This window comes from Burkholderia sp. WSM2230 (assembly GCF_000472445.1).
In the GTDB taxonomy this organism is placed as follows: domain Bacteria; phylum Pseudomonadota; class Gammaproteobacteria; order Burkholderiales; family Burkholderiaceae; genus Paraburkholderia.
In genome coordinates this window covers 44147-69143 of record NZ_AXAJ01000020.1, presented here as the reverse complement: position 1 = coordinate 69143, position 24997 = coordinate 44147, and the positions used below count along the sequence as shown (strand labels likewise).

Here is a 24997-nt window from a genome sequence, read left to right as displayed (position 1 = left end):
GCAGAGCAATCGGTAAAAAAGTGCGGGCGCTTTTACCGATGCCACCTGCATGCACCTACGCGTGTGTGCAAATTTCCAGTTGCGGGCTAGCCAGCACTTCAGCATTTTTCTTTCGCGCCGTTTACCAGTACATGCGGAAATTCAGTGACGCACGTAAAAAGCCCTTTAAAAAGGGCTTCTTCTGATCGAAGACGTGCGGCGCGCAAGATAATGGAGAGAACATGTTCGTCGCAATTGGCTGGGTGTTGGTGATCGGCTCCGTCATAGGGAGCTTTGTTGGTGTGGGCGGCCATTTGCCGGCGCTCATACAACCATTCGAATTGCTATGCATTTTCGGCGCCGCTATTGGCGCCTTCGTCGTCAGCAATCCGATCTCCACGTTGAAGAAGACACTCAAGGCGCTGCCTTCCTGCTTCAAGAGCGGCGGCTATACGAAGGAAAAGTATCTTGAGCTGATCGCGCTGCTTTACGAGCTGCTTCAGAAAGCGCGCAAGGAAGGCATGATGTCGCTCGAAGCCGACGTGTTCGCCCCCGAAGAAAGCGTGATTTTCCAGAAGTACCCGCACGTTCTCGCCGATCACCATCTGCTCGATTTCATCGTCGACTATTTGCGCATGATGTCCGGCGGCAACGTCAACGTGCTCGAAGTGCAGGACCTGATGGACGAAGAGCTGGCCACGCATCACGCGGAAGCGTCGGTGGCGGCCAACGCGATCCAGAAGATGGCTGACGGGCTGCCGGCCTTCGGCATCGTCGCGGCCGTGATGGGCGTGGTCCACACTATGGGCTCGGTCGGCGCGCCGCCTGCCGTGCTCGGCGAGATGATCGCCGGCGCGCTGGTCGGAACCTTCCTCGGCATTCTGCTCGCGTATGGGTTCATCGGCCCGCTCGCCGATCTGCTGAACGCAAAAGGCCGCGCGCAAGCCAAGCCGTTTCAATGCGTGAAGGCCGTGCTGCTCGCGTCGTTGTCCGGCTATGCGCCGCCCATCGCCGTGGAGTTTGGCCGCAAAGTGCTGTTCACGGCCGACCGTCCGAGCTTCCAGGAACTCGACGACGCCGTGCGCGCCACCAAGTCGCCGAAGCCTGCCGCGAGCGGAGCAGCGTGATGACGCAAAGACGCTCACGCGGCTCGCAGGAGCAGGAAGCGCCGCCGATCATCGTGCGTCGCTCGAAAAAGGGCGAGGACCACGGCGGCCATCACGGCGGCGCATGGAAAATCGCCTACGCCGACTTCGTCACCGCGATGATGGCGTTCTTCCTGCTGATGTGGCTGCTCGGTTCCACGTCGAAGTTCGACAAGCAAGGCATCGAGGACTACTTCAACACGCCGCTGTCGAGCCTGCTCGGCGGCAACGAAGGCTCAGCCGCTGCCCGGCCGAGCGTCGTGCAAGGCGGCGGGCGCGACATCTCCGACACGCGTCCGGGCGACGGCAAGAAGACCCAGATCGAAGCGGCCACGCCTGTGAATGTGGTGCCGACGGTCGCGCCTGCCGACGCGGCCCGCTTGCAGCAACTGAAGGAAAAGCTCATTTCGCTGATCGAGCAAAGCCCTGCGTTGAAGGCGTTCAAGGATCAGATCCGCATCTCGATCACGAATGAAGGCTTGCGTATCGAGATTGTCGATTCGCAGAACCGCCCCATGTTCGCCTCGGGCAGTCCCAGGCTGCAAACTTATGCGGTCGCGATACTCACGCAAATCGGCGCGGCACTCAACGACGTGGAGAACCGCATTTCAATTGCGGGCCACACGGACGCGGTGCCGTATACCGGCGGACCTGTCGGCTATTCGAACTGGGAGCTGTCGTCCGAGCGCGCGAACGCCGCGCGCCGCGCGCTGGTTGCGGGCGGTATGCATGGCGAGAAGCTGCTGCAGGTTCGCGGTCTCGCGGACGTGCTGCCCCTGAACAGCAATGTCGTCGATGAACCGACCAACCGGCGCATCAGCATTCTGGTGATGAACAAAGCCGCGGAGCAGGCGTTCTTCCACGACGGCGGCCGCACCTCGATCGACGAAAGCTCGCCGGCCAGTTCGGCAATCCCCGCAGTCGCGGCGCGCATGCGTCCGGCTCCGGGAGCGACGATCGTCCGCTAGCGCTTTAGCCGCGCGTCTTGCGGCGCCTCGCGCTCATGTCGAGTTCGACCCATGTGGGCGCGTGGTCGCTCGCGTGCGCTTCGCCGCGCACCCAGCGGTCCACGCCCGCGTCGCGCAAACGCGGCGCGAGGTCCGGGCTCAGCAGGATGTGATCGATACGCAAGCCGGAATTGGTGTCCCAATGGCGGCGGAAATAATCCCAGAACGTGTAGACGCGCTCGTCTCCGAAGTGCTTGCGCAGCGAGTCTGTCCAGCCTTGCGCGAGCAGGCGCTGGTAGCGTTCGCGGCTCTCGGGCTGCAATAGGGCGTCTTTCAGCCATGAGCGCGGGTTGTAGATGTCTTCATCGGTGGGCACGACGTTGAAGTCGCCGGCCAGCACCACCGGGTGCCCGCTCTTGAGCAGATTCGCCGCGTGCTCGATCAGATGGTCGAACCACTTCAGCTTGTATTCGAACTTGGGACCGGGCTGCGGATTGCCGTTCGGCAGATAGAGACAGCACACGAGCAGTCCGCCGACTGCCGCTTCCAGATAGCGGCTATGCGTGTCGGCCTCGAAGCCCGGCAAACCGCGGCGACTTTCGAGCGGCGCCTCGCCCTTCGACAGAATCGCCACTCCGTTCCACGCGCTCTGGCCATGCCAGATGGCGTGGTATCCGGCGTCGCGCAATGCGTCGGCGGGAAAGGCGCTGTCCGCCGCTTTCAGCTCCTGCAGGCAGACAATGTCCGGCGCCTCGCGCTCAAGCCATTGCAGCAGCGCCGCCTGGCGCGAACGGACTCCGTTGATGTTGAATGTCGCAATGCGTAGCGTCGCCACGGCATGTCCTCCCTGCATCCAGCTTATTTCGACGACGCCTCGCCCGACAGTTGAGACTCCGCTTCATCGCACCACTCTATCGCCCATGATCGCGCGCAGGAAATCGCATCGGCTTCATTCGAGAAGGCGTCGATGTCGCCGGAATCGTGCGAGCGGAAATGCTCGTTTTTCTGCGGTATGCGAGTGATCCGGGCACGCGCGTAGTAGACGCCCTCGTCCGCATGGCGTGCCCGGCAGTCGATGTGGAAATGCCTGTAGTCGAACTGCATCGCTTGTCCTCTGAACGCGCTTGATGCCGATCAGCGGTAGCATCGCTCATACCTGCCGCAGCGTTCAAAGCAGTGAACAGCGACCACGCGCGTGGGTGTGCCGCCACGCGTGGTCCGCTGTCGCGAGCGAGCGCGCCTCAATTCGGCACGTTCAACGCGCCGTTTGCCACCGTGATCGCATTGCCGCCGGGGCTCGTCGCAATCGCCGGCAGGTTCGCGGTGGTTAATGCAGGCGCGGCGCCCGGCGTGCCGCCGCGCGGCACCGTGTGAACGACTTGCGACGGCGGCAGCGGCGTGCCGTTCTTCAGGTGGTTCCACATCAGGTTGAGCGCCTGAATGTTGTAGTAGTGCAGCGGCACGAAGCGCGTGTCGAAGCCTGCCACGCTGAGGAACACGTCGAAGTGCTGACCGTTCGTGATTTCGTAGAACGACAGCTTGCTCGCCCCGCCTTCCACAAGCTGATTCGTCGCAACGTACGGCCGTGAAGCATGGTTGATCGGCACGAGAGCGTCGGCGCGGCCTTGCACGATGATGGCCGGCTTGCCATGCAGATTGGCATTCACCTTGATCGCTTCCACATTCGTGGTCAGCGTGCCGTTGGTCCACAGCGTGCGCAGGCATGCGGCGCCGACATAGCTTGCATCGGCCGTGGCGAGACGGTGATCGAACGCGCCCAGCGTGCCCGCGTTGTAGACCAGGTTGATGCCGTTGGTAGGCGGCACACCGTTGCCGATGCCGAACAGGGTGAGCATCGGCGAAACGGCGGGCGTCACGCCGGCAGCGCCGGTCGAACTCGTCGTGCCGAAACTGAAGTTGCACAGGTTGTCGGTCACGCTCGCCTTTGCATAGGCGTTCGCGTAAGTCACCGCCACGGCCGGCACGGCTTGCGAGTCCCACATCGGCGCGTGCAGCGCGTCGGAATCGGTCTGATAGCCGTTCTGATGCAACAGCGCCAGCGCGTTGGTCGCCTGGGTCGCCGTGTCGCCTCCCGCAATCACCCCGTTGGCCGCGAGCGTGGTACAGCGCGCGGTGCGAATCGCGGTAGTGGTCGCGAGCGGCAGCGTGGTCAGATACGGCGCGCCGGTCGCGGCGGGCGCGAGTGCCGCGCACGGCTCGAGCAGGTTCGCGAGCGTCATGTAATCGGCAAGCGGCTTGCCGAATGCGCCGACAGGCACGCCACCTTGTGAGACCGACACTTGCGAGGGTACGCGCACGTTGATTTGCGGTTCGCCCACAACCACTGCGGTGATGAGGCCGGCTGTATCCTGCTCCGCCGCCGCGAGCGAGGCGCCGCCGCCATTGCTCACCGACGCGGCGATCGTCAGAATGCTGCCGGGTTTATAGCGCACGGTGCGGGTCGAGCCGTTCAACGTGCCGTATGAATCGTTAAGTGCCCAATAGGCGAACTGGATCGCCTGCAAGGTGTTCTTGCCCCAGTCCTGTTCAGGGTTCTGCTGCGAGTGTGCGTGCTTGAACGCGTAGCGGTTCGGGAACTGGCTGTTAAAGGTAGCGAGATCGGTGTTGCCCAGGTTCGCCGTGAAGAGGCTCGCCTTGCCCGCGGCGCTCGCGTCCTGCAAGGTGCCGTCGATCAGCGTGACGCGATTCGTCGAGAGTTCATGCGCGCCGTTGCCCGAGCCCTTGTCCGTGTATGCAACTGCGCAGCCGCGCTTGAGCCCCCACTCGCCGGCAGCGGAAATCGCGCCGTACACGCCGCGCGAACCCGAAGACGTTGCGGTGACAATGCACGGTTGGTTCGCATTGAAGCTCGCTGGAACCTGCACGAGCACGCTGACATTCTGCTTACCGCTGCCGTTGTCGGCGAAAGCCAGGTACTCCTTGCCTGCAATCTTGCCTTCGCCCAACGTGTCGTTGCCGTTCAGGTCGACATTAGGGCCCCAGAAGCGCCCATAGCCGCCGTTGCTCGTCATGTCGACGAGCGCGCGATAGTTCGACCAGATCGCGAGCCGCCGCAGTTCGGCAGCGGTAGGTTGCGCGGCGTTGGCAATCGCAGGAGCGGTCGCCGATGCAAGACCAATTTTACCGAGTCCTGCTGTGAGCAGGTCGTCACTATTGCCGTCATACGACTGCGTTCTGACCGTGCCGACGATGAAGTCCGGCAACACGTTCGCTTGCGGTGGTGGTGGGCCGTCGTCATGTCCCCCGTGGCATGCGCTCACAGCGAGCGCGACGACGATTGCAATGGACAGCGCGGACCTGCTTCGAAGGGCGGATGTCATCTGTGCTTGTCTCCATTATTTGCAATACCGTTTTGCGTGACTGTGTACACGCAGCGGCGCCGGGTTTGCTACCCTGAATTGTTCTCGCGCGACGCTTCGGATACCGACGCATCGCCAGCCTGCATTGACCTTTCAGCGGAGTCAATAGAACGTCATGGCAAGAGACAACGAATGCGGAAATTCGGATGGCCAAGCGGACTTGTGTCAACCTTCGCGGCGCCGTTTTCTACAATCGGCTGCAGCGGCGGCCACCGTCGGTGCGGCACCGCACCTTCGCGCGCAGACCCAGGCGCCCGCCGCGCCGGCCGCTCAAATGCCGGTTTCGCAGCCGGTACCACCCCGGCCCGTCGCACTCAACGTGAACGGCCGCACTTATTCGTTGCAACTTGAACCGCGCGTGACCCTGCTGGATGCACTGCGCGAGTATGCGGGCTTGATGGGCACGAAAAAAGGCTGCGACCGCGGACAATGCGGCGCATGCACGGTCATCGCGAATGGGCGCCGCATCAACTCATGCCTGACGCTGGCTGTCATGCACGAAGGCGAAGCCATCACCACTGTCGAAGGTCTCGCGAGCAACGGCGCGTTGAGTCCGCTGCAACGCGCGTTCGTCGAGCACGATGCGTTTCAGTGCGGCTACTGCACGCCGGGCCAGCTATGCTCGGCTACTGCGTTGCTGGAAGAGTTTCGCAAAGGCGCGGCAAGCGTCGCGACTGTGGATGTCCGTAGACGCCCCATCAAACTTTCCGACGACGAGATTCGCGAACGCATGAGCGGCAATATTTGCCGTTGTGGCGCTTACGCGAACATCGTGGCCGCGATACGCACCGTGCATGAGGGCGGCGGCCAGACCGCGAGCGCAGCGAACGTCGAACATAACGGGCAACACGATAGCCCGGGTCAACCCGATCACGCGTGAGGCGGAGCGAATGGATGCAATCTCCTACGAACGCGCCGCCGACATAGCCGGCGCAGTCCGAGCGGCACAGCAGCCGGGCACGGTCTTCATCGGCGGCGGCACGAATCTGCTCGATCTGATGAAGGGCGGTGTCGAACGGCCGGTCCGGCTCGTCGACATCACGCATATCCGCGGACTCGACGACATCACGACGCTGCCTGGCGGCGGCATTCGCATCGGTGCGCTGGTGCGCAACAGCGACGCCGCGAATCATGCGTTGGTGCGCGAGCAGTATCCGCTGCTCTCGCAAGCGTTTCTTTCGGGTGCGTCGGCGCAACTGCGAAATATGGCGACCGTCGGCGGGAATCTGCTGCAACGTACCCGCTGTGGTTACTTTTACGACACCGCGTTTTCACAGTGCAACAAGCGCATGCCGGGCAGCGGCTGCGCGGCGCTGGAAGGCCATAACCGCATGCACGCGATTCTCGGCGCGAGTTCGCAGTGCGTGGCGGTAAATCCATCGGACATGAGCGTCGCGCTCGCGGCGCTCGATGCCGTGGTGCGTGTGAGCGGGCCAGCCGGCGAGCGAAGCATTCCGTTCGCCGAATTTCATAGCCTTCCGGGCGACAGGCCCGACCTCGATACCACGCTGCGTCCCGGCGAGCTGATCACCGCGGTCGACCTTCCGCCGGCGCTTTTCAGCGCGCATTCGCATTATCTGAAAGTGCGTGACCGCGCCAGTTACGCATTCGCGCTGGTGTCGGTCGCCGCCGCGCTGCGAATGGACGGCGAGCGCGTGCAGATCGCGCGCATCGCACTGGGCGGCGTCGCGCACAAACCGTGGCGGGCGAGCGCCGCCGAGCAGATGCTCAACGGCCAGCCGCTCACGCAAGCCACGCTGAGCCGCGCGGCGGCCGCCGCGTTAAGCGACGCGAGGCCACTCTCCGATAACCGCTTCAAGGTTCAGCTTGCGCAACGCGCAATCGTGCGCGCGGTGAACGAGGCCGCCGGCCGCGCGGGAGGTGTCGCATGAATCTGATCGGTCAACCGTTCGACCGCACCGACGGCCTGCTCAAAGTGACCGGCGAAGCGCGCTATGCGGCGGAGTTTCCGGAAGCGCGTCTTGCGCATGCGGTGCTCGTCACGAGCACGATTGCGCGCGGCACGATTGCGTCGATCGACACGAGCCGCGCCCAGGCCGTGCCGGGCGTGCTGCTCGTAATGACGCACGAGAACGCGCCGCGTCTGCCGAACGGCGGCAAGGCGCAACTGGCGCCGCCTCAGGGCCGCCGCCTGTCGCTGTTACAGGACAACGAAGTGCATTACAACAACGAGCCGGTCGCGGTGGTCGTCGCCGATACGCTCGAACATGCGGCCGACGCCGCGCGCCAGTTGCGCATCACCTATCGGGCAGGCGCGGCCACGCTCGACTTCGCTCAGGCCAAGGCCAACGCGCATGCGCCCGACAAACCGCAAGGACGCCAAACGGATACGCGGCGCGGCAGTTTCGAGGACGGCATGCAAAGCGGCGCGGTGCATATCGACGCGACGTACACGACGCCTATCGAGCATCACAATCCCATGGAGCCGCATGCGACGATGGCGCGCTGGGACGGCCCGCAGCTCACGCTCTACGATTCCACACAAGGCGTGAGCGGCGAGGTGCAGGCGGTCGCGAAGACGCTCGGCATTTCTCCGGCGGACGTGCGCGTGATTTCGCCGTTCGTCGGCGGCGGCTTCGGTTGCAAGGGCTCGTCGTGGTCGCATGTGTCGTTATGCGCGATGGCCGCGAAACAGACCGGACGTCCGGTGCGGCTCGTGCTCGAGCGGCCCCAGATGTTCGGTCCGGTCGGCGCGCGCCCGCGCACCGAACAGCGTCTCATGCTGGCCGCGCGGCGCGACGGCACACTGACCGCCGTGCGCCACGACAGCATCTCGAACACGTCGATGATCGAAGACTGGACCGAGACCTGCTGCATGGTCACGCGCATGTTGTATGCGGTGCCGAACCAGGTGACCACGCACCGGCTCGTGCCGCTCAACGTCGGCACGCCGACGTTCATGCGCGCGCCCGGCGAGACGACCGGCTCGTTCGCGCTGGAGTCGGCCATGGACGAACTCGCGGTAGCGCTCCAGATGGACCCGCTCGCATTGCGCCTGAAGAACTACGCGGAGTTCGATCCGCAGGAAAACAAGCCGTGGTCCGGCAAGTCGTTGCGCGAGTGCTACCAGGTCGGTGCCGAAAAATTCGGCTGGTCGCGGCGTAACCCCACACCTCGTTCGATGCGTGACGGCAACACGCTGACCGGCATGGGCATGGCGACCGCCACCTATCCGGCCAATCGCAGCGAGGCCGGCGCGGTGGCGCGGATTCTCCCCGACGGCACCGCGATGGTCGCCTCGGGCACCCAGGATATCGGCACGGGCACGTACACGGTGATGACCCAGGTCGCCGCCGACGCGCTCGGCTTCGCGCCGGAAAACATCCACTTCGCGCTCGGCGACTCGTCGCTGCCCAAGGCGCCGGTCTCGGGCGGCTCGCAGTCGGCGGCGAGCGTGGCGCCGGCCGTGCGCGAGGCGGCAAATGCGGCGCGCGCACGACTGATGGCGCTCGCGCTGGCGGACCCCGCGTCGCCGGTACACGGCATGGCGCTCGACGACATCACCGTGGAAAACGGCTGGGTGACGAGCCGCTCGCAACCCGCGAGGCGCGATCCGGCCGCGGCGATCATCGCGCGCTCGGGCGGCAAGCCCATTGAGGCGACGTCTACCGTGAAGCCCGGCGACGAGAAGCAGAAGTACTCCTTTCACTCGTTCGGCGCGGTATTTGTCGAAGTGCGCGTGGACGCGGACCTCGGCACGATTCGCGTGCCGCGCGTGGTCGCGGTGTATGACGTGGGGCGCGTGCTCAACGAGAAGACCGCTCGCAGCCAGATGCTCGGCGGCATTGTGTGGGGCGTGGGCGCGGCGTTGCAGGAGGAGTCCTGGCTGGACACGCGCTACGGGCGCTTCACCAACGCGAATCTCGCGGAGTACCACGTGCCGGTGAACGCGGACATTGGCTCGCTCGACATTACGTTTCTCGACCGGCCCGATCCGTATATCAATTCGCTGGGTGTGCGCGGCATCGGCGAAATCGGCATTACCGGGGTGTGTGCGGCGCTGGCCAACGCGGTGTATCACGCGACCGGTGTGCGGGTGCGCGATCTTCCTGTCACGCTCGACAAGGTGATGCACACGACGCAAGTCTGAACGACGCTGACCGCTTGCCTCGCGCTGCGTTGCGCCGCACAATCGGGAGCATCGCATTTACCGGTGCTTCCCATGGCTTACGCGTCGCTTGCCACTGGCCTGTTGCTTGCCGCCGGCGTCGGCTCGCGCTTCGATCCGCACGGCGTGCAGAACAAGCTGCTCGCGCGCCTGCCCGACGGCACGCCCGTCGCCGAGGAAGCCGCGCACCGGCTGCTGCTGGCCGTGCCCAACGTGCTGGCCGTAGTACGGCCAGGCGCCGAAGCGCTCGCGCGACTTCTGAACGACGCCGGCTGCGACGTAGCGTTTGCGCCCGCCGCCGAACGCGGCATGGGAGCAAGCCTCGCCGCGGGCATTCGGGCGAGCAGGGACGCGGAAGGCTGGATCGTCGCGCTCGCGGACATGCCGCGCATTCAGACTTCGACAATCGAAGCCGTAGCGCGCGCGCTAGACGGGGGCGCCTGCCTCGTCGCGCCGTTTTATGCGGGGCAGCGCGGGCATCCGGTGGGCTTCGGCGGCGAGCATCGCGAAGCGCTTCTCTCGCTCGACGGCGACAGCGGCGCGCGTTCGCTGCTGGCATCGGAGCGCGTGATGCGGATAGACGTCGACGACGCGGGCATCTTGCGCGATGTCGATACGCCGGAGGATTTGCGGGGGATTTGAGCGCGGCGTTGGCATACGGCCTGCGAATCGGGGAGGGACGCCTTCGCGCGACGGCATCGTTGCAAGCAGTCAGGCACAAGGCTTGCGCGCCGTCGCAGGCATGCTTGCGCGCTGCCACCGAACAGCATTCCAACTGCGAATCTACCGCGCAACCCGCTTCAATTCCGCCTAAGCTGATGTGACGCCGCAATTGTCACGCCCCATTTCGCCATGATTCATGCGGCGCATGCGTTTCGAACCACCGACTGCCCATGAGCGAAACCAGCCCGCGCCTTTTCATCGTGTCACCGCATTTCGACGACGCCGTCTTCAGTTGCGGCGCATTGCTCGCGGCCCATCCGGACGCCGCGGTCTGCACCGTGTTCGCCGCCCCGCCCGAGCATACGATGCATACCGAATGGGATGAAAAGTCGGGCTTCAGCAACGCGCATGAAGCGATCCACGAGCGCACGTTCGAAGACAACCGCGCGCTCGAATTGCTCGACGCGATTCCGCTGCGCATGCCGTTTCGCGAAAGCCAGTATGCCGATTCGCCGTCGATCAGCAAAATGGCGGCGGAACTCGAGGAAACCATTTATCGAACCACGGCCAACACGTTGCTGATGCCGCTCGGCTTGCATCATGACGATCACGTGCGTGTGTTCGAAGCCTGCTGCGAGATCCTGCCGCGCCTGTCGCATCTCGCCTGGTTCGGCTACGAAGAAGCGATTCACCGCTGCACGCCAGGCGTCGTTCAGGCGCGTCTGGCCGATCTCGCGCAGCGCGGCATCGTGGCGACGCCAGCCAATCCGAGCGCCGGCCACACGATCGACACGCAGCGCCGCGCGCAACTCAAGCGCGAGGCCGTGCATGCGTATCAGAGCCAGTTGCGCGCGTTCGGCCCGGGCAATTACGACGACGTGTTCGCGGCCGAGCGCTACTGGCAACTCAGCGTGGGCCGTCGCGTGAAAAAATGAGCGGGAGATGAGCGCGAACAGAATGGCGGGTGCACAGCTCGACGCGGCCGGGAAACCCGGCCAAAAAGCGCCTACGCTTTAAGAGCACGGCACGCGCCGCCCGCACGGTTTTCAACCACAGGTGATGCAATGAGCTTCGACATGCATACGAGCCCGATTCCCGATCCCAATGCCGACCCGACCCGCGATCCGGAAGGCGATCCGCTTACGCCGCCGTCGCCCGGCCATCACACCGAGGAGCCGCAGCGCCCCGAAGGTCCGCCCGACAAAGATCCGGTGTGAGCTGCCGGCCGCCCGCCACCTCGTCAACCGTTGCAACGCAAGCGCTGGCGCGCGGCGCACACGGCGGCACAGCAATCAGCTCGTGAGGTCGCCAAAGCCCTGCAACAGGCGGTCGATGTCGGCGGCGTGGATGTTGCCCATCGTCGAAATACGGAACAGTTCCGCCGACAGCCCGCCCTGCCCCGCATAGATGACAAAACCGCGTGCCTTCAGCGCGTCGTGCAATTGCGGGTAGCTGACGCCGTTCGGCAGCCGGTACGCGCGCAACACGACCGACGACTCCTGCGGCGCCAGCACACTGCCGATGCCGCGCTCGGCCAGCCCCGCGCGGGCCTGCTCGGCGAGCGCCGCATAGCGCGCATGGCGCGCGCGCCAGCCGCCTTCATCGGCGATTTCGCGCAGTGCTTCGACGAGCGCGTAGTACGCGTGAACCGACGGCGTGAACGGCGTATTGCGCTGATCCTGCAGGCGCGCGAGTCTGCCAAGATCCAGGTAGTAAGTGCGGCTCGCCGCCTCTGCGAGCGCCGCCCGGCGCACCAGCACGAATGACGCGCCCGGCACGCCGTGCAGACACTTGTTGGCGGTCGCGGCCACGGCGTCGAGACTCGTGTCGGCGAAGTCGATTGCTTCGGCGCCGAAGCTGCTGACGCCGTCCACCAGCAGGCGCAGCCCGCGCGCGCGGCACAACGCACCGAGCGCAGCGAGGTCGTTCAGACGCCCGGTGGTGGTTTCATGATGAATCACGGCGACATGCGTGAACGCCTTGTCCGCGTCGAGACGCCCGGCGATTTTCGCGAGATCCGGCGCCTGCATCCAGTCGTGCTTGAGCGCCTCATGCGCGATGCCGTATTGCGCGGCAATCTGCGCGATACGCTCGCCATACACACCGTTTTCCACCACCAGCAATTTGCCGTTTTGCGGCACCAGCGCGGCCGTCATGCTTTCGACGGCGGCCGTGCCTGAGCCTGTCATCAGCACGGCCTGCCACTCGCTCGCGTCGAGGCCGTAAAGGTCGACGAGACGCGTGCGCGCCTCTTCCTGCAAATCGAAGAACTCGCTTTCGCGGTGGCACAAGTCCGTCTGCAACAGGCTATTGCGGACGCGTTCGGTGAGCGTCACCGGGCCGGGATTGAGCAGCAGCATGAGGCGCTTCCTTTCTCTTTGACTTCAGCCCGCGCCGATGTGGCGCATCAAACGCGCTTTCACATCGGGCGGAGTAATGGTGGGACGCGGCAAGCCGTCCGGCGTGCCGCGGCGAATCACGACGCGCGCGAAGCGCGGGCCGTCGAGCGGCGCGGATTCGAACAACTGATCGAGCACGGCCGGGTCGTCGCTTTCCACTGCGGACGCATAGCCGCACGCCGCCGCCACGCCCGCGAACGAGATTTGCGGCGACACCGTCGCCTGCCCGCCCGTGGAGTCGTGCGCGCCGTTGTCGAGCAGCACGTGCGTGAGATTCGACGGGCCGTAAGCGCCGAGCGTCGCAAACGCGCCCATGCGCATCAGCGCGGCGCCGTCGCCGTCGAGCGCCACCACATGCAGGTCCGGGCGCGCGAGCGCGAGGCCGAGCGCGAACGGCGTCACGCAGCCCATCGAGCCGACCATGTACAACTGGTTCGGACGATCGTCGATTGCGTAAAGCTCGCGCCCGCAAAAACCGGTCGAGGCCAGCACCACCGTCGACTCGAGCGGCGTATGCGCGATCACCTTCTGCAACGCGTGGTGACGCGACGCGAGTTCGCTCGCGGCCACGTTGCTGAACTGCGAACGCGCCGCCGCCGGCACGCGGCGCGCGCTGGCGTCGCCTGCCTTCAGTTCGTACGGGGCGACGCTGCCCTTTTGCATGACGAGCGCGTACGGGCGGCCCGTTTCGTCCATATGGGCGATGGCGCGATCCAATGCCGGGCCGATTGCCTCGGCTTCCGTGGGAAAAGTCTCCCAGGGAATTTCCATCGTATCGAGCATCGCGGGCGTAACGGGGCCCATCAACGCATGCTGAGGTTCGTCGGCGACGCCCGGCTGGCCGCGCCAGGTGACGATCAGCAATTGCGGCAGACGGAAGGTCCACGTGAGCGAAGTGAGCGGGCTGACCGCGTTGCCGAGCCCCGAGTTCTGCATCATGGTGATGCCGCGGCGCCCATTGCGGGCGCCCAGCGCGACGCCCGCGATCAGCGCCACTGCATCGCCTTCGTTCGCCGCCGACACATAGTGCAGCGACTCGTCCTGCAGCACATAGTTGATGAACGGCGTCAGATACGAGCACGGCACACCGGCATACCAGTCGAAGCCGCGTTCGCGCGCCGCCTCGACGAACTGTGCTGCTTCGATCATTGCGCCACTCCGTTCGCCGCGTTCGCGGCCGCACCGCCGACGGACGCCGCGAGCGGCGTCTGGCCATGCGCGAAGTCGCCCGCGCGGCGGAAGTCTTCGAGATCGTTGACACCGCGCCAGTGACCGTGCACGTACTGCACCTCGATCGACTCGCCGGCTTCGATCAGCGCATTCAGCAACGCGGGCATGTCGAGCGACGCGAAATCGGCGCGCGCCTGCAACTCACGCATCACAGTCTGCAGACGCTCGCGGCCTGCGCCGCGCACGTTCATGAGACCGACCCAGCGGCCATGCGGCGTTTGTGCGGCAATCGCCGACGACGCCTCCTGTCCGCTCGACACATGGCGCAGCACAACCTTGTTGCCAAAGAGACCCCGGTCGTCGGCGGCCGAGCACCACGCGAAGTCGCGCACGCTGGCGTTTTCCGCGTCGGTGAGCGAAGAATCCACCACTACGCTGAACGCCGCTTCGCTCTCCACCAGATCGCGCAGAATGTAGCTGCGGAACAGCAGATCGCCGTAGGAAATCACGGTGTCGCCGGAGAGCTTGTCGAGCGCGCACGCGAGCGACGCGAGTTCGCCCGTCTCGGCATGCTTCTCGTTGATGGCGAGCTTGATGCCGGCTGTGTCGATTGCATCGGCGCGATAACCGCCGACCACGGTGATGTCATTCACACCCTGCTTCTTGAATGCGTCGACGAGCCAGCGCAACAGCGGCTTGCCGGCCACCGGCAACATGACTTTCGGGCGGTCTTGCGTGACGGCTTCGAGGCCCTTGCCGCGGCTAGCCGCGAGCACGATGGCGGAGCCGGCCGCGCGGCCGCTCGACAGATAGCGGTCTTCCGCTTCCGAGTATTCGTCGGCGTCCTGCAAACGGAAAATTTCGTTGACGGCCGCAATGCGGTCTTCGACATTGACGAGCGTTTCGCTCGTGTGGATTTCCCGCGCCACAGCCTGCATGGCCGAGGTCGCCGCGCGAATCAGGTGGTTCGCCCAGATCACCGTGCTGATGCCGGCTTCGCGGAACACTTCAGTCGGCGTGCTGTAGTACTTGGTCGGCACGATGACGAGCGGCGCGCGCCCGGCCCACTCGCGCGCGAACTCCAGGATTTCGTCAGGGCGCGAGAGCTTGCTGTGAATCAGGATGGCGTCCGCGCCGGCACGGCGATAGGCTTCCGCGCGGCGCAACGCCTCTTCCATGCCCCAGCCCGCGATCAGCGCTTCCACGCGCGCGACGATCGAAAAATTCTCGTCCGACTGCGAGTCTTTACCGGCCTTGATCTTGCCGCAGAATTCGTCGATGTCGGCAAGCGGCTGCGCCTCACCGTTAATGAAGCTATTGGTTTTCGGAAACTGCTTGTCTTCGATGCACACGCCGGCAATGCCGCGCTGTTCGAGCTTGCGCACGAGGCGGCGCACGTTGTTGAAATTGCCGTAGCCGGTGTCGCCGTCGAGCAGGATGGGCAGGTCGCTGGCGTCGGCCATGAATTCGAGGTTGTCGACCACCTGAGTCCAGCTGGCTTCGTTGTTGTCGCGCACGCCGAATTGCGCCGAGATGGCAAGCCCCGATCCCCAGATCGCCTTGAAGCCGGCTTCGCGAACGATGCGCGCGGAGAGGCCGTTGTGGGCTTCCATCATGAATTCCAGTTCGTTGCTGACAAGCATCTGGCGCAGGCGTGCGCTGCGTGAAGCGGAGACAAAGGCGGGTTCGCGGGCGTTCATTTTGTGTACTCCTGGTGGCGGCCTACTGCGGGCTTATTGGCGCTCTTTTGCCCGACTGGCGACGGGAAAATGGCGACTATAGCGGAATTTTCATTTATTCGTCATTTGCGCGGCCACCCTTTTCTTGACTTGCTATTAAGTGGAGAAATGTGTCTTTTTTTGCAGAAGGCCGCCTTCGCCGCGAATAATCCCAAAATCACCACGCGATATTATTTTCGTCCCAACTGGCAATACGTGGCCCATTACGCATGCCGATTACGCGATTAATTCCGCGTCACTAAACAGACTGCCCCCGCCCGTTTTATCAGACGAAACACGCGTGGCGGCAGGGGTTTCCCCTGCCTCAGGAACAGACCGAAAGCTGCCGTTAATGAGTCAGCGGGAAACACAGCCCATTTGATCGACCCTTTGCGAAGCACGACCCTTTGCCATGACTCTGAACAAAAAACTGGCCTCAATGATTGCCGTTCTCTGGTTCGGCCTGATCCTGATCGGCGGCTTCGGCGCATGGCAAAGCCGTGCGTCGATGATCGCGGACCGGCGCGATCAGCTCACCTCGCTGATCGACCAGGCGAACCACGTCGTCGGCCGTTACTACGCGTTGGCGCAACAGCACGCCATCACAGAAGACGAAGCCAGGAAACAGGCGCTCGCCACGATCGAGTCGATGCGCTACGGCAAGGACGGCTATATCTCGGTGAACGACTCGCAGCCCGTGATGCTGATGCATCCGTTCAAGAAAGATATGGTCGGCAAGAACCTCGCGCAATTTGCGGACCCCGCGGGCAACCATCTGTTCGTCGACATCGTCAACGCGGGCAATCGCGAAGGCGGCGGCTTCGTCGACTATCTGTGGGCCAAGCCCGGCAGCGACAAACCGGTCGCCAAGACCAGCTATTCGCTGCACTTTCAGCCGTGGGACTGGTATCTCGTCACCGGCATGTACATGGACGACGTGCAGCACGCGTTTTACGCGAGCCTGTTGCGTTGGCTCGCCATCACCGTCGCGCTCGGCGGCATCGCCACGGGCATCATGGTGCTCGTGCTGCGCAGTGTCCGCCGCTCGCTCGGCGGCGATCTGGAAGTTGCCGTCGAACATGCGCAGCTGATGGCGCGCGGCAATCTCGCGGTGCGCGTGCCGGTCAAGGACAACGATGCGAGCAGCCTGCTGCATGCGCTGCAGACCATGCAGGCCGGCCTCGTCGACACCGTTTCGCGGGTGCGCGCCGGAACGGAAAATATCAACGTCGGCGCAAGCGAAATTGCCGCCGGCAACACCGATCTGTCGCAACGCACAGAGGAACAGGCCGCGGCGCTGGTTCAGACGGCGTCGAGCATGGATCAGATGACGGTCAACGTGAAGCAGAACGCGGACAGCGCGCAGCAGGCGGCGCAGCTCGCGGGTCAGGCCGCCGACGTCGCCACGCGAGGCAGCCGCGTCGTCGACGACGTAGTGCGCACGATGGGCGAGATCACGACGAGCTCGCGGCAGATCGGCGACATCATCGGCGTGATCGACGGCATTGCGTTCCAGACCAACATTCTCGCGTTGAACGCGGCGGTCGAAGCAGCCCGCGCGGGCGAACAGGGACGCGGTTTCGCAGTGGTCGCCGCCGAAGTGCGCAGCCTCGCGCAACGCTCGGCCACGGCCGCCAAGGAGATCAAGGCGCTGATCGAAACCTCCACGAGCACCGTCGAAGCCGGCGCGTCGCTGGTCTCGAACGCGGGCTCGACGATGGGCGAGATCGTGCAGTCGGTGCGCCGTGTGAACGAGATTCTCGAGGAAATCAGCAACGCTTCGCGCGAGCAGAGCGCGGGCATCGAGCAGGTGAATCGCGCGGTCGGCGAAATGGATCAGGTCACGCAGCAGAACGCGGCGCTCGTCGAGCAGGCCGCCGCCGCCGCGCATTCGCTGAAGGACCAGGTGAGCGTGCTGCGCGAGGCGATCTCGAGCTTCGCGCTGCCTGCATGAAGGCGCACGCATGAAGGCGCACGCATGAAAAAGAAGGCGCTCGACAGGCGGCGAGCGCCTCTTTGACACGCCGCGTCGAAATCGACGCATCAATCGAACGAAACGAGCCGCGCGGATTTAAAAGTCCGCGCGGCTTTTTTGCGCGTGGCGCGCGAGTTAGCTTGCAGTAATCTCGCATACTGATTACGTTATCATTACAATGAGCCGTGCCGCAAGCTAATCCGTTGTCTATTCGTCCATGATGCAGAAGAAAAAATCCCAGCCGCGCGATCCTTATGCGCCGGTCGCGAAGAACCAGTTACTGGTTGCGCGGCTGCCCATGTGGCGCTCGAAACTCATCGTCGTGCTGGTGTTCGCCGCCTTTGCCGCGCTTGCCGGGCGTGCGTTCTGGGTTCAGGTTGTGAATCGCGACTTCTATGTCGACCAGGGACAAAAGCGCTATCAACGCACCATCGAACTCGACGCGACGCGCGGGCGCATTGTCGACCGCAATGGCTCGATGCTCGCCGTCAGCCTCGCGACTTACGAGATCTGGGCTTCGCCCAGGCTGCTCGACGAAGCCGCGTTGCCGCCGCTTTCGAAACTGCTCGATTTGCCGCTCGCGGAACTACGCCGCCGTTTGAACGGCGACAAGACGTTCGTGCTGCTCAAACGTCAGGTGGACGCGGAGACGGCCGACCATCTGTCGAAGCTTGGACTCGCGGGCATCACGCAGATCGCCGATTCAAAGCGTTTTTATCCGGAAGGCGAATCGGCGGCTCACGTGGTCGGCTTTACCGACATTGAGGACAACGGCCAGGAGGGGGTCGAGCTCGCCGCGAACGAACAGTTGCTCGGCGTGCCCGGCCATCGCGAAGTGATCCGCGACCGGCTCGGCCGGGTGGTGTCGGAAACGCGGCCGCTCGTGCCCGCGCAGAACGGCGAGACGATTCATTTGACCATCGACCGGCGCATCCAGCAGCTCGCGTATGCGCAGCTGAAGGAAGCCATCGCGAAGCATCGCGCGGAGGCAGGCAGCGTGGTGGTGCTCGACGCGCGTAACGGCGAGATTCTCGCGCTCGCCAACTATCCGAGCTTCGATCCAAACGACCGCGCGCGCCTGACCGGCCGGCAGTTGCGCAATCGCGCGGTGGTCGACACCTTCGAGCCCGGTTCGACGATCAAGCCGGTGGTGGTCGCGCTTTCCATCGACGAAGGCAAGGTGCGGCCGCAAAGCGTCATCGACACCGCGCCGGGCTGGTACAAGATCGGCCCGGCGGTGATCCACGACACCTCGAATCACGGCGTGATGACCATCGCCGAGGCCATGCAGAAGTCGAGCAATATCGCGCTCGCCAAGCTCGCGCTCAATCTGCCGGCCGAAAAAATCTGGGCCAAGTATCAGGAATACGGGCTCGGCGTGCGGCCCGAGCTAACGTTTCCCGGCGTGGCGTCGGGCAAGGTGCGACCGTACAAACGCTGGCGTCCCATCGAGCAGGCGACCATGGCGTACGGCTATGGGCTCTCAGCGTCGCTGTTGCAGATCGCGCAGATCTACACCGCGTATGCCGGCGACGGCACGATGCACCCTGTGCGCCTCGTGCGCGAGGACGCCAATGCGGCGGCCGCCGCGCAAGCCCGGCAGGCGGTCACCACGCCGGCCACCGCGCGCGCGATCCGCTCGATGCTGGAAATGGCCACCGGCGACGGCGGCACCGGGCGCGCTGCGACGGTGGAAGGCTACCGCGTCGGCGGCAAGACCGGCACCGCGCGCAAGCAGGTCGGCGCGACTTACGCGAAAAACCGCTACCGCGCGCTCTTTGTCGGCATGGCGCCGATGAGCGATCCGCGCCTGATCGTCGCCGTCATGATCGACGACCCCGCGGGCAAGGCGTTTTATGGCGGCACCGTGGCCGGGCCGGTGTTCAGCGCGGTGACGGGGGGCGCACTGCAACTGCTGGGTGTGCCGCCGGACGCGTGAGGGAGTGAGGCTGTGAGCCGCTGACGCGTGCTGTGTCAGCACTGCCATAGCGCGCGTTGCCGACTCACGCCCTCCCCGCGTACCGGCCAACCTCTGATGCATGCTCGCGCGAGCGGCTCGCCCACAATCCGCACGCCACGCAGAGGACACGGCCCATTTTGCGACGTCTTGAGGAAAAGGCGCGCAGCAACCGTCCGCACAGACATTTACGCGTTCTTAAGTCTCGCTTAATTCTTTGCTGTAACCATGCGGCTCAACATCCCCTGTTGAGCCGCCAGTACATCGGCGGCGTTTTTTTTAGCGATGTTTGCCGACGTGCCAGAAGACAGGCCGCATGCCTGCGAAAAGAAGGAGGTCAAACCATGGTTGAGAACGCGGTATTCGAGCATCTGCGCGCCATGCCCGACAACGAATGGGTCCGGCAGATTCACTCATGCAAAGTCTCCGACCCGTTGCAACCGCCTTGGGGACGTTCATACCGGCTCGTCGAATGGACCATGAAGCACACGCCGGAAGCAAGCCGCCGCGTGGTGCCCGCCGAGAGCACACCGCTAGAAATCGCGCAGGCCGTCGTCTCGCATGTGCCGGGCCGGCGCTTCTTTCAGTACGGCGACGAATAACAGAAGTCGAGCGCGTCTTCCAGCCGGTCGTTACCCCAGAACATTTCGTTGCCGACAAAGAACGTCGGAGCGCCAAAAATGCCTTTCGCCGCGGCAGCCTCGGTCTGTTCGCGCAGACGCAGCTTGTTCGCGTCGGTTTGCGCCTCTGCAATGATCTGTTGCGCGGGCAAGCCGAGTTTCGCGAGCGCTTCGCTCACCACTTCCACAGAACCGATATCGCGGTCATGCACAAAATTCTGCTGCATGATGTCGCGGCAATACGCGGCGATCCATTCATGCTGCGCGCCGAGCAACGCCACGCGCAGCGCGAGCAGTGCGGCACGCGGAAACACGCTCGGGCGCGTCAACGCAATGCCGTACTTGCGGCACTGCCGCTCCATATCCTTCCAGACGTAGGCGCCCTTTTCCTTCTGCAGCACGAACGGAGAATTGTCGTAGCCGAGCGCGCGAAAAATGGGCCCGAGCAGAAACGGCCGCCACAGAACGCGCACGCCTCGCGCGGCGGCCTCTGACTCGATCCGCATGACGCTCAGGTAGCTGTAATTGCTGCCGAAGTCGAACCAGAACTCGATGTCGCGCGCCGGCGTGCGCGACGAAGCGGTGGGATCATTCATCCGTTCTCTCTTGCAATGTCTGACAGTCAAACGGAAAAAGCTTGCCTATGATGAGAGTCTTTGTGGCTCAAACCATATTGGAAGCGTGATGCGTTATCCGTACGACCTGTTTGTCGCCGTGTGTCTGGCAGTCATGGTGATGGCGGCCTCGGTTATCCTCGCGCTGAACTGAGCCACAGGCCGCGGGCTCAACGCGTTTGCGTCGCCACGCGCAGCCCGAGCGATATGAACAGCACGCCGATAATCTTGTTCTGCCAGCGGCGCAGCCACGTCAGGCGCTTGACGAGTCTGCCGAGCGGGCGAATCGTCAGCACGATCAAAGTGGTGTAAAGCGCGCTCATGCCGACGAAAATCAGACCGAGCACCGCAAACTGCAGAAACGTCGAACCGTGCTCGGGGTGCACGAACTGCGGCAAAAACGCGAGAAAGAAGAGCGCGGTTTTCGGGTTGAGCACTTCAGCGGGAATGGCCTGAAAGAAGGCTTTCGACGCGGACACCGGTGCGCTCGCGGGCATATCGCCGCTTGCCGGCTTTTCGCGCAATGCCCGGATGCCGAGATAGACGAGATAAAGCGCGCCGATCCACTTGACCGCGTTGAAAGCGAGCGCCGAAGTCATCAGCAATGCGGAAAGGCCGACTGCTGCGCCGAGCGTGTGAACAAAGTCGCCGACGGCAATGCCCAGGCCCGTGAAGATGCCCGCCTTGCGCCCGCCGTGCACCGTGCGTGTCAGAACCAGCAGCACGGCGGGGCCCGGAATCAGAAAGAGGCCAAGCACGACGGCGATGAAAGTGCCTAATGTGGATAAGTCGAGCATGCTGTCCATCGTGTCTCCGATTATTTCGCAGTCGTGCGTTTATGGTCTGCAAAGTGTACCTCGCTTCGCGAACAGGCCGCACGGCAAACTCGCTATGATTCGAGTCTGCGCCCGAACGGCGCTCCGAAGTCTTTTATCCCAGGGTAGTGAGCGGAATTCCAGTGACTTACACGTTGTCGACGCGGCACATCCGCGAACTCGAGGTTCGCAAGAGCCGGTTCATTGCGTATGCGATACCCGTCGAGGATCGCAACGCCGCGATGGACGAACTGCGCCGCCTGCGCGACGAGCATCCGGCCGCGACGCACGTTTGCTGGGCGCTGCTGGCAGGCGGCCAATCGGGCATGTCCGATGACGGCGAGCCGTCCGGCACGGCCGGCCGGCCGATTCTCGAAGTGCTGCGGCATCATGATCTGGACGGCGTGCTGGCCGCCGTCGTGCGTTATTACGGCGGCGTGAAGCTCGGCGCGGGCGGCCTCGTGCGCGCGTACACCGACGCAATCGCCTCGGCGCTGCTGGATGCGCCGCGCGTCGAACGGGTTGCACTGGGCTCGCTGGTCGTCGAAGTGAGCTACGCGGATGAAGCGAAAGTGCGGCGCTGGATCGAGGCGCAAGGCTACGCGCTTGCCGATACCACCCACGGCATGCTCGTGAAAATGACGGTCCGCCTGCCGGTCAATATGATCGACGGCGCGCGGCGCGCATTGGTCGATATGACGCAAGGCAAAGCCGGCTTCTTTTGATGTCGGCGGCCTGACATCCATTTAGGAGATGGCTTGCGGGTGGCCGCTGTTACCATGCTGTTCTCCCATGGCATATATCACCACTGAAAGGGCCACTCCTCTGATCTCGACCGCCGCTTGTTCCCGCGCAGCGCCCGAATCGGCGCCGCACGGCTCCCATCTGCCGCAACTGGCGCGCGAGGCCGCGCGCACAGCGGCGTTCCGGAAAGACACGGTGCTCAAGGGCTGCGGCTTGATCGCGCTGCCGTTGGTGCTGTCCGCCTGCTCATGGTCGTGGTTCGGCCTGAACAGCAGCAGTTCGCCGCGCGCCCCGGCGCATGCCACCGGATGGCTCAGCGTCGCGCCCGCCCGCGAGTTCGCGTACATGCCGGCACTCGACGGGCGCGTATCGCCGAACCGCATCGAAAACACGGCAATGACCAGCGTCGTGCTGAAAAACGATATCAGCGACGCAGTGCGCGAAAGCGTGGAGAACCGCCTGAAGGTGGTGGGCTTTCATCTCGACGATGGCCGCAAGGTGCTGAGCGGCCGCATCGAAAAATTCAGCGTCGACGACGTTCGCTCGCCGGCCCTCTGGACGCTGCAGATGCGCTATGTGGTCACCGACGCCGCCACACACAAAGTGGTGTTCTCGACCACCAAGACCGTCAAACGCAAATCGCCTAAATTCACCAGCAACACAATTGCAATTGAGGACACGATCAAGCTCAGCGTCGACGCATTGGTGCAGGACGCCGGGTTCATCAAGGCAGTGAATTAGGCAACGCGAGGCGCCACCCGGTAGCAGAGTTACAGCAGAGGCACGGCCACCGTTTCGCTACAATCAGAAGCAGATCGGAAGCAGCGCGTCACCCTGCTTTTTGTTTTCTCCGCGCCTGGGCGCAGCGCTTACACTCGCGCCAAGCAACGCACACCATGCGAGGCCCCAATGTCCACGACCGCCTGGCTCTTCTTCCTGCCCGCCTGCTTTGCTATCAATCTCGCGCCCGGGCCGAACAATCTTCTGTCGATCAACGTCGCCGCGCGGCACGGCTTCACAACTGCGTTCCTCGGCGGCAGCGGGCGGCTCGTTGCGTTCGCCGCGATGATCGTGCTCGCCGCGACCGGCCTCGCGGTCGTGCTGCACGCGTCCGAGTGGTTCTTTCTCGCGATCAAACTGGCCGGCGCCGCTTATCTCATCTGGCTTGCCATTCAACTGTGGCGCAGCGACGCGCCGGCCATCGACACCACGCGGGAAGAGTCCGCATCGCTCGCAAAGATCGCGCGGCAGGAATTTTTCGTGGCCGCCGGCAACCCGAAAGCGATCCTGGTGTTCACCGCCTTTCTGCCGCAATTCGTCGACATTGCGAGACCCATGCTGCCGCAATTCGCCGTGCTCGGCGCCAGCTTTCTGGTACTCGAGTGCGTGGCGATTGCGCTGTATTCGTGGGCTGGCACGCATCTCGGCAAATGGCTCGTGCGCGCACGCGTGAGGCGCTGGTTCAATCGCTGCTGCGGCGCGTTCCTCGCGGCCATCGGCGTGAGCTTTCTGCTGGTGCGTCGCGCGTGAGCCTCAGGCCCGGCAACGGCCGCTTCGCCGGAGTTCATAAGCAATCGCTAATGTATCTGCCGAGAAACTTTAACTATCGCTATAGACCGGGCGCTCCTATGCTCGATCAATGACCCGCCGCTGTGCTCGGCGAGACGCGGCATGGGCAAGCGACTTCTCATAGTCACAGGAGCGGCATCATGAAGATCTGCATCTTCGGAGCGGGAGCGATAGGCGGTTTGATGGGCGTGCAACTGGCACGCGCCGGCGCCGATGTCAGTTTCATCGCGCGCGGCGCGCATCTCGCGGCCATGCGCGAGCACGGCGCGCGCTTGATCATGGACGGCGAGACGGTCAGCGCGCCGGTTCGCTGCACGTCCGACCCGAGCGAGCTCGGCGTGCAGGACGTCGTGATCATCACGTTGAAAGCGCACTCGCTGCCCGGCGTGGTCGACTCGATGCAGCCGCTGCTCGGCAAGCACACCGCAATCGTCACCGGCGTGAACGGCATTCCGTATTGGTACTTCTATCAGCATGGCGGCAAGTTCGCCGGCACGCGGCTCGCCAGCGTCGACCCGGACGGCAGTCAATGGACGAAGCTCGGCCCCGAACGCGCGATTGGCTGCGTGCTTTATCCAGCGGCCGAAATCGTCGAGCCCGGCGTCATCAAGCACGTGTATGGCAAGAAGTTTCCGATCGGCGAGCCGAGCGGCGAACGCACGCCACGCATCCAGCAATTTCACGAGATCATGCAGGCGGCCGGTTTCGAGGCGCCGATCCGCGACAACATTCGCGATGAAATCTGGCTGAAACTCTGGGGCAATCTGTGCTTCAACCCGATCAGCGCGCTCACGCACGCCACACTCGACGTGCTCACGAGCGACCCCGGCACGCGCGCCGTATCGCGCACGATGATGCTCGAAGCCAAGCGCATCGCGGATCAATTCGGCGTGCATTTCCGTGTCGATGTCGAAAAGCGCATTGACGGCGCGGGCGCGGTCGGCGCGCATAAAACCTCGACGCTCGTGGACCTGGAAAATCGCCGGCCGATGGAAATCGATCCGCTTCTGACCGTCGTGCAGGAGATGGGGCGTCTCGTCAACGAGCCGACGCCGACCATCGACGTGGTGCTCGCGCTCGTCAAGCTGCGCGAGCGGATGGCCTTGCAGGGCGCCTGAGCGCGATCGCGTTGCCCGCATCAGCCCGCGCATAAGTGAAAAAGGATCGGACGTC

23 protein-coding genes are annotated in these 24997 nt (G+C 64.2%); 15 read left to right on the top strand and 8 right to left on the bottom strand.

Going from position 1 to position 24997, the window contains the following annotated elements; translation table 11 throughout:
* The first annotated feature begins 221 nt into the window (after nucleotides 1-221).
* Together motA and motB are read left to right on the top strand one after the other, a co-directional pair.
* Nucleotides 222-1106 carry a flagellar motor stator protein MotA gene (motA, locus tag A3AC_RS0126840; RefSeq protein ID WP_025602512.1) on the top strand — a complete coding sequence of 295 codons (885 nt, stop codon included), beginning with the start codon at nucleotides 222-224 and terminating at the stop codon, nucleotides 1104-1106.
* Nucleotides 1106-2092, top strand: coding sequence for a flagellar motor protein MotB (gene motB, locus A3AC_RS0126835; RefSeq protein ID WP_025602511.1), 987 nt, complete (start codon nucleotides 1106-1108; stop codon nucleotides 2090-2092). Before motA ends, motB begins: the two co-directional genes overlap by 1 nt.
* Nucleotides 2093-2096: 4 nt before the next feature.
* On the opposite strand, the gene A3AC_RS0126830 is transcribed toward motB, so the two are convergent.
* The 3 genes from A3AC_RS0126830 to A3AC_RS0126820 form a co-directional block, all read right to left on the bottom strand.
* Entirely contained in the window at nucleotides 2097-2906 is an 810-nt protein-coding gene (locus A3AC_RS0126830) for an exodeoxyribonuclease III (RefSeq protein WP_025602510.1), read from the bottom strand.
* A gap of 23 nt (nucleotides 2907-2929) precedes the next feature.
* Entirely contained in the window at nucleotides 2930-3175 is a 246-nt protein-coding gene (locus A3AC_RS0126825) for a hypothetical protein (protein WP_025602509.1), read from the bottom strand.
* Between the two features lie 137 nt (nucleotides 3176-3312).
* Nucleotides 3313-5412, bottom strand: coding sequence for a D-(-)-3-hydroxybutyrate oligomer hydrolase (locus A3AC_RS0126820; protein ID WP_025602508.1), 2100 nt, complete (start codon nucleotides 5410-5412; stop codon nucleotides 3313-3315).
* Nucleotides 5413-5566: 154 nt separating this feature from the next.
* Between A3AC_RS0126820 and A3AC_RS0126815 the strand changes: the two genes are divergently transcribed.
* From A3AC_RS0126815 to A3AC_RS30815, 6 genes are all read left to right on the top strand, one after another.
* A complete protein-coding gene (locus A3AC_RS0126815) occupies nucleotides 5567-6331 on the top strand; it encodes a 2Fe-2S iron-sulfur cluster-binding protein (RefSeq protein ID WP_025602507.1) in 765 nt (254 codons plus the stop codon).
* Nucleotides 6332-6341: 10 nt separating this feature from the next.
* Nucleotides 6342-7343, top strand: a complete 1002-nt coding sequence (locus A3AC_RS0126810) for an FAD binding domain-containing protein (RefSeq protein WP_025602506.1) — start codon at nucleotides 6342-6344, stop codon at nucleotides 7341-7343.
* Complete coding sequence (locus A3AC_RS0126805; RefSeq protein WP_025602505.1) at nucleotides 7340-9562, top strand: xanthine dehydrogenase family protein molybdopterin-binding subunit; 2223 nt, start codon at nucleotides 7340-7342, stop codon at nucleotides 9560-9562. The genes A3AC_RS0126810 and A3AC_RS0126805 overlap by 4 nt, the downstream gene beginning before the upstream one ends.
* Before the next feature lie 72 nt (nucleotides 9563-9634).
* A complete protein-coding gene (locus A3AC_RS0126800) occupies nucleotides 9635-10222 on the top strand; it encodes a nucleotidyltransferase family protein (RefSeq protein WP_025602504.1) in 588 nt (195 codons plus the stop codon).
* Between the two features lie 251 nt (nucleotides 10223-10473).
* Nucleotides 10474-11178, top strand: coding sequence for a PIG-L family deacetylase (locus tag A3AC_RS0126795; RefSeq protein WP_025602503.1), 705 nt, complete (start codon nucleotides 10474-10476; stop codon nucleotides 11176-11178).
* A gap of 129 nt (nucleotides 11179-11307) precedes the next feature.
* Entirely contained in the window at nucleotides 11308-11460 is a 153-nt protein-coding gene (locus tag A3AC_RS30815) for a hypothetical protein (protein ID WP_013341745.1), read from the top strand.
* Between the two features lie 75 nt (nucleotides 11461-11535).
* On the opposite strand, the gene A3AC_RS0126785 is transcribed toward A3AC_RS30815, so the two are convergent.
* From A3AC_RS0126785 to aepX, 3 genes are read right to left on the bottom strand one after another with little or no spacing between them, the layout of a single operon-like run.
* Entirely contained in the window at nucleotides 11536-12603 is a 1068-nt protein-coding gene (locus A3AC_RS0126785; RefSeq protein WP_025602502.1) for a 2-aminoethylphosphonate aminotransferase, read from the bottom strand.
* 24 nt (nucleotides 12604-12627) lie between these two features.
* Nucleotides 12628-13791, bottom strand: coding sequence for a phosphonopyruvate decarboxylase (gene aepY, locus A3AC_RS0126780; RefSeq protein ID WP_025602501.1), 1164 nt, complete (start codon nucleotides 13789-13791; stop codon nucleotides 12628-12630).
* Nucleotides 13788-15512: a phosphoenolpyruvate mutase gene (gene aepX, locus A3AC_RS0126775; RefSeq protein ID WP_025602500.1), complete on the bottom strand. Its 1725-nt coding sequence runs from the start codon at nucleotides 15510-15512 to the stop codon at nucleotides 13788-13790. Before aepX ends, aepY begins: the two co-directional genes overlap by 4 nt.
* A gap of 430 nt (nucleotides 15513-15942) precedes the next feature.
* Between aepX and A3AC_RS0126770 the strand changes: the two genes are divergently transcribed.
* The 3 genes from A3AC_RS0126770 (at nucleotide 15943) to A3AC_RS0126760 (ending at nucleotide 20064) form a co-directional block, all read left to right on the top strand.
* Nucleotides 15943-17484 (top strand): methyl-accepting chemotaxis protein, encoded by a 1542-nt coding sequence (locus A3AC_RS0126770; protein WP_025602499.1) that lies wholly within the window; start codon nucleotides 15943-15945, stop codon nucleotides 17482-17484.
* A gap of 238 nt (nucleotides 17485-17722) precedes the next feature.
* Nucleotides 17723-19444 (top strand): peptidoglycan D,D-transpeptidase FtsI family protein, encoded by a 1722-nt coding sequence (locus A3AC_RS0126765; RefSeq protein ID WP_025602498.1) that lies wholly within the window; start codon nucleotides 17723-17725, stop codon nucleotides 19442-19444.
* 362 nt (nucleotides 19445-19806) lie between these two features.
* Nucleotides 19807-20064, top strand: a complete 258-nt coding sequence (locus tag A3AC_RS0126760) for a DUF2866 domain-containing protein (RefSeq protein WP_025602497.1) — start codon at nucleotides 19807-19809, stop codon at nucleotides 20062-20064.
* On the opposite strand, the gene A3AC_RS0126755 is transcribed toward A3AC_RS0126760, so the two are convergent.
* On the bottom strand, nucleotides 20046-20678 hold the full coding sequence (locus tag A3AC_RS0126755; RefSeq protein ID WP_025602496.1) for a 2-hydroxychromene-2-carboxylate isomerase: 633 nt from the start codon (nucleotides 20676-20678) through the stop codon (nucleotides 20046-20048). The two genes, A3AC_RS0126760 and A3AC_RS0126755, sit on opposite strands and share 19 nt — an antisense overlap.
* 188 nt (nucleotides 20679-20866) lie before the next feature.
* Nucleotides 20867-21493 carry a LysE family translocator gene (locus A3AC_RS0126745; RefSeq protein WP_025602495.1) on the bottom strand — a complete coding sequence of 209 codons (627 nt, stop codon included), beginning with the start codon at nucleotides 21491-21493 and terminating at the stop codon, nucleotides 20867-20869.
* Nucleotides 21494-21654: 161 nt separating this feature from the next.
* On the opposite strand from A3AC_RS0126745, the gene A3AC_RS0126740 reads away from it, so the two are divergent.
* The 4 genes from A3AC_RS0126740 to A3AC_RS0126725 all read left to right on the top strand — a co-directional run bounded on the left by A3AC_RS0126740 (nucleotide 21655) and on the right by A3AC_RS0126725 (nucleotide 24942).
* The gene (locus tag A3AC_RS0126740) at nucleotides 21655-22236 is read left to right on the top strand and encodes an IMPACT family protein (protein ID WP_025602494.1); all 582 of its coding nucleotides are present in this window, start codon (nucleotides 21655-21657) and stop codon (nucleotides 22234-22236) included.
* 214 nt (nucleotides 22237-22450) lie between these two features.
* Nucleotides 22451-22996 (top strand): hypothetical protein, encoded by a 546-nt coding sequence (locus A3AC_RS0126735; RefSeq protein WP_025602493.1) that lies wholly within the window; start codon nucleotides 22451-22453, stop codon nucleotides 22994-22996.
* A gap of 168 nt (nucleotides 22997-23164) precedes the next feature.
* Nucleotides 23165-23785, top strand: coding sequence for a LysE family translocator (locus tag A3AC_RS0126730; protein ID WP_025602492.1), 621 nt, complete (start codon nucleotides 23165-23167; stop codon nucleotides 23783-23785).
* A gap of 179 nt (nucleotides 23786-23964) precedes the next feature.
* Complete coding sequence (locus A3AC_RS0126725; RefSeq protein WP_025602491.1) at nucleotides 23965-24942, top strand: 2-dehydropantoate 2-reductase; 978 nt, start codon at nucleotides 23965-23967, stop codon at nucleotides 24940-24942.
* Nucleotides 24943-24997 lie beyond the last annotated feature (55 nt).

Excerpts from the sequence above, each read along its gene's own strand:
- motB (WP_025602511.1), top strand. The coding sequence starts at position 1,106 with ATGACGCAAAGACGCTCACGCGGCTCGCAGGAGCAGGAAGCGCCGCCG.
- A3AC_RS0126760 (WP_025602497.1), top strand. The coding sequence starts at position 19,807 with ATGGTTGAGAACGCGGTATTCGAGCATCTGCGCGCCATGCCCGACAAC.
- A3AC_RS0126795 (WP_025602503.1), top strand. The coding sequence starts at position 10,474 with ATGAGCGAAACCAGCCCGCGCCTTTTCATCGTGTCACCGCATTTCGAC.
- A3AC_RS0126725 (WP_025602491.1), top strand. The coding sequence starts at position 23,965 with ATGAAGATCTGCATCTTCGGAGCGGGAGCGATAGGCGGTTTGATGGGC.
- A3AC_RS0126785 (WP_025602502.1), bottom strand. The coding sequence starts at position 12,603 with ATGCTGCTGCTCAATCCCGGCCCGGTGACGCTCACCGAACGCGTCCGC.
- aepX (WP_025602500.1), bottom strand. The coding sequence starts at position 15,512 with ATGAACGCCCGCGAACCCGCCTTTGTCTCCGCTTCACGCAGCGCACGC.
- motA (WP_025602512.1), top strand. The coding sequence starts at position 222 with ATGTTCGTCGCAATTGGCTGGGTGTTGGTGATCGGCTCCGTCATAGGG.
- A3AC_RS0126810 (WP_025602506.1), top strand. The coding sequence starts at position 6,342 with ATGGATGCAATCTCCTACGAACGCGCCGCCGACATAGCCGGCGCAGTC.
- A3AC_RS0126820 (WP_025602508.1), bottom strand. The coding sequence starts at position 5,412 with ATGACATCCGCCCTTCGAAGCAGGTCCGCGCTGTCCATTGCAATCGTC.
- A3AC_RS0126730 (WP_025602492.1), top strand. The coding sequence starts at position 23,165 with ATGTCCACGACCGCCTGGCTCTTCTTCCTGCCCGCCTGCTTTGCTATC.
- A3AC_RS30815 (WP_013341745.1), top strand. The coding sequence starts at position 11,308 with ATGAGCTTCGACATGCATACGAGCCCGATTCCCGATCCCAATGCCGAC.
- A3AC_RS0126745 (WP_025602495.1), bottom strand. The coding sequence starts at position 21,493 with ATGCTCGACTTATCCACATTAGGCACTTTCATCGCCGTCGTGCTTGGC.
- A3AC_RS0126815 (WP_025602507.1), top strand. The coding sequence starts at position 5,567 with ATGGCAAGAGACAACGAATGCGGAAATTCGGATGGCCAAGCGGACTTG.
- A3AC_RS0126755 (WP_025602496.1), bottom strand. The coding sequence starts at position 20,678 with ATGAATGATCCCACCGCTTCGTCGCGCACGCCGGCGCGCGACATCGAG.
- A3AC_RS0126805 (WP_025602505.1), top strand. The coding sequence starts at position 7,340 with ATGAATCTGATCGGTCAACCGTTCGACCGCACCGACGGCCTGCTCAAA.
- A3AC_RS0126770 (WP_025602499.1), top strand. The coding sequence starts at position 15,943 with ATGACTCTGAACAAAAAACTGGCCTCAATGATTGCCGTTCTCTGGTTC.
- A3AC_RS0126800 (WP_025602504.1), top strand. The coding sequence starts at position 9,635 with ATGGCTTACGCGTCGCTTGCCACTGGCCTGTTGCTTGCCGCCGGCGTC.
- A3AC_RS0126825 (WP_025602509.1), bottom strand. The coding sequence starts at position 3,175 with ATGCAGTTCGACTACAGGCATTTCCACATCGACTGCCGGGCACGCCAT.
- A3AC_RS0126765 (WP_025602498.1), top strand. The coding sequence starts at position 17,723 with ATGATGCAGAAGAAAAAATCCCAGCCGCGCGATCCTTATGCGCCGGTC.
- aepY (WP_025602501.1), bottom strand. The coding sequence starts at position 13,791 with ATGATCGAAGCAGCACAGTTCGTCGAGGCGGCGCGCGAACGCGGCTTC.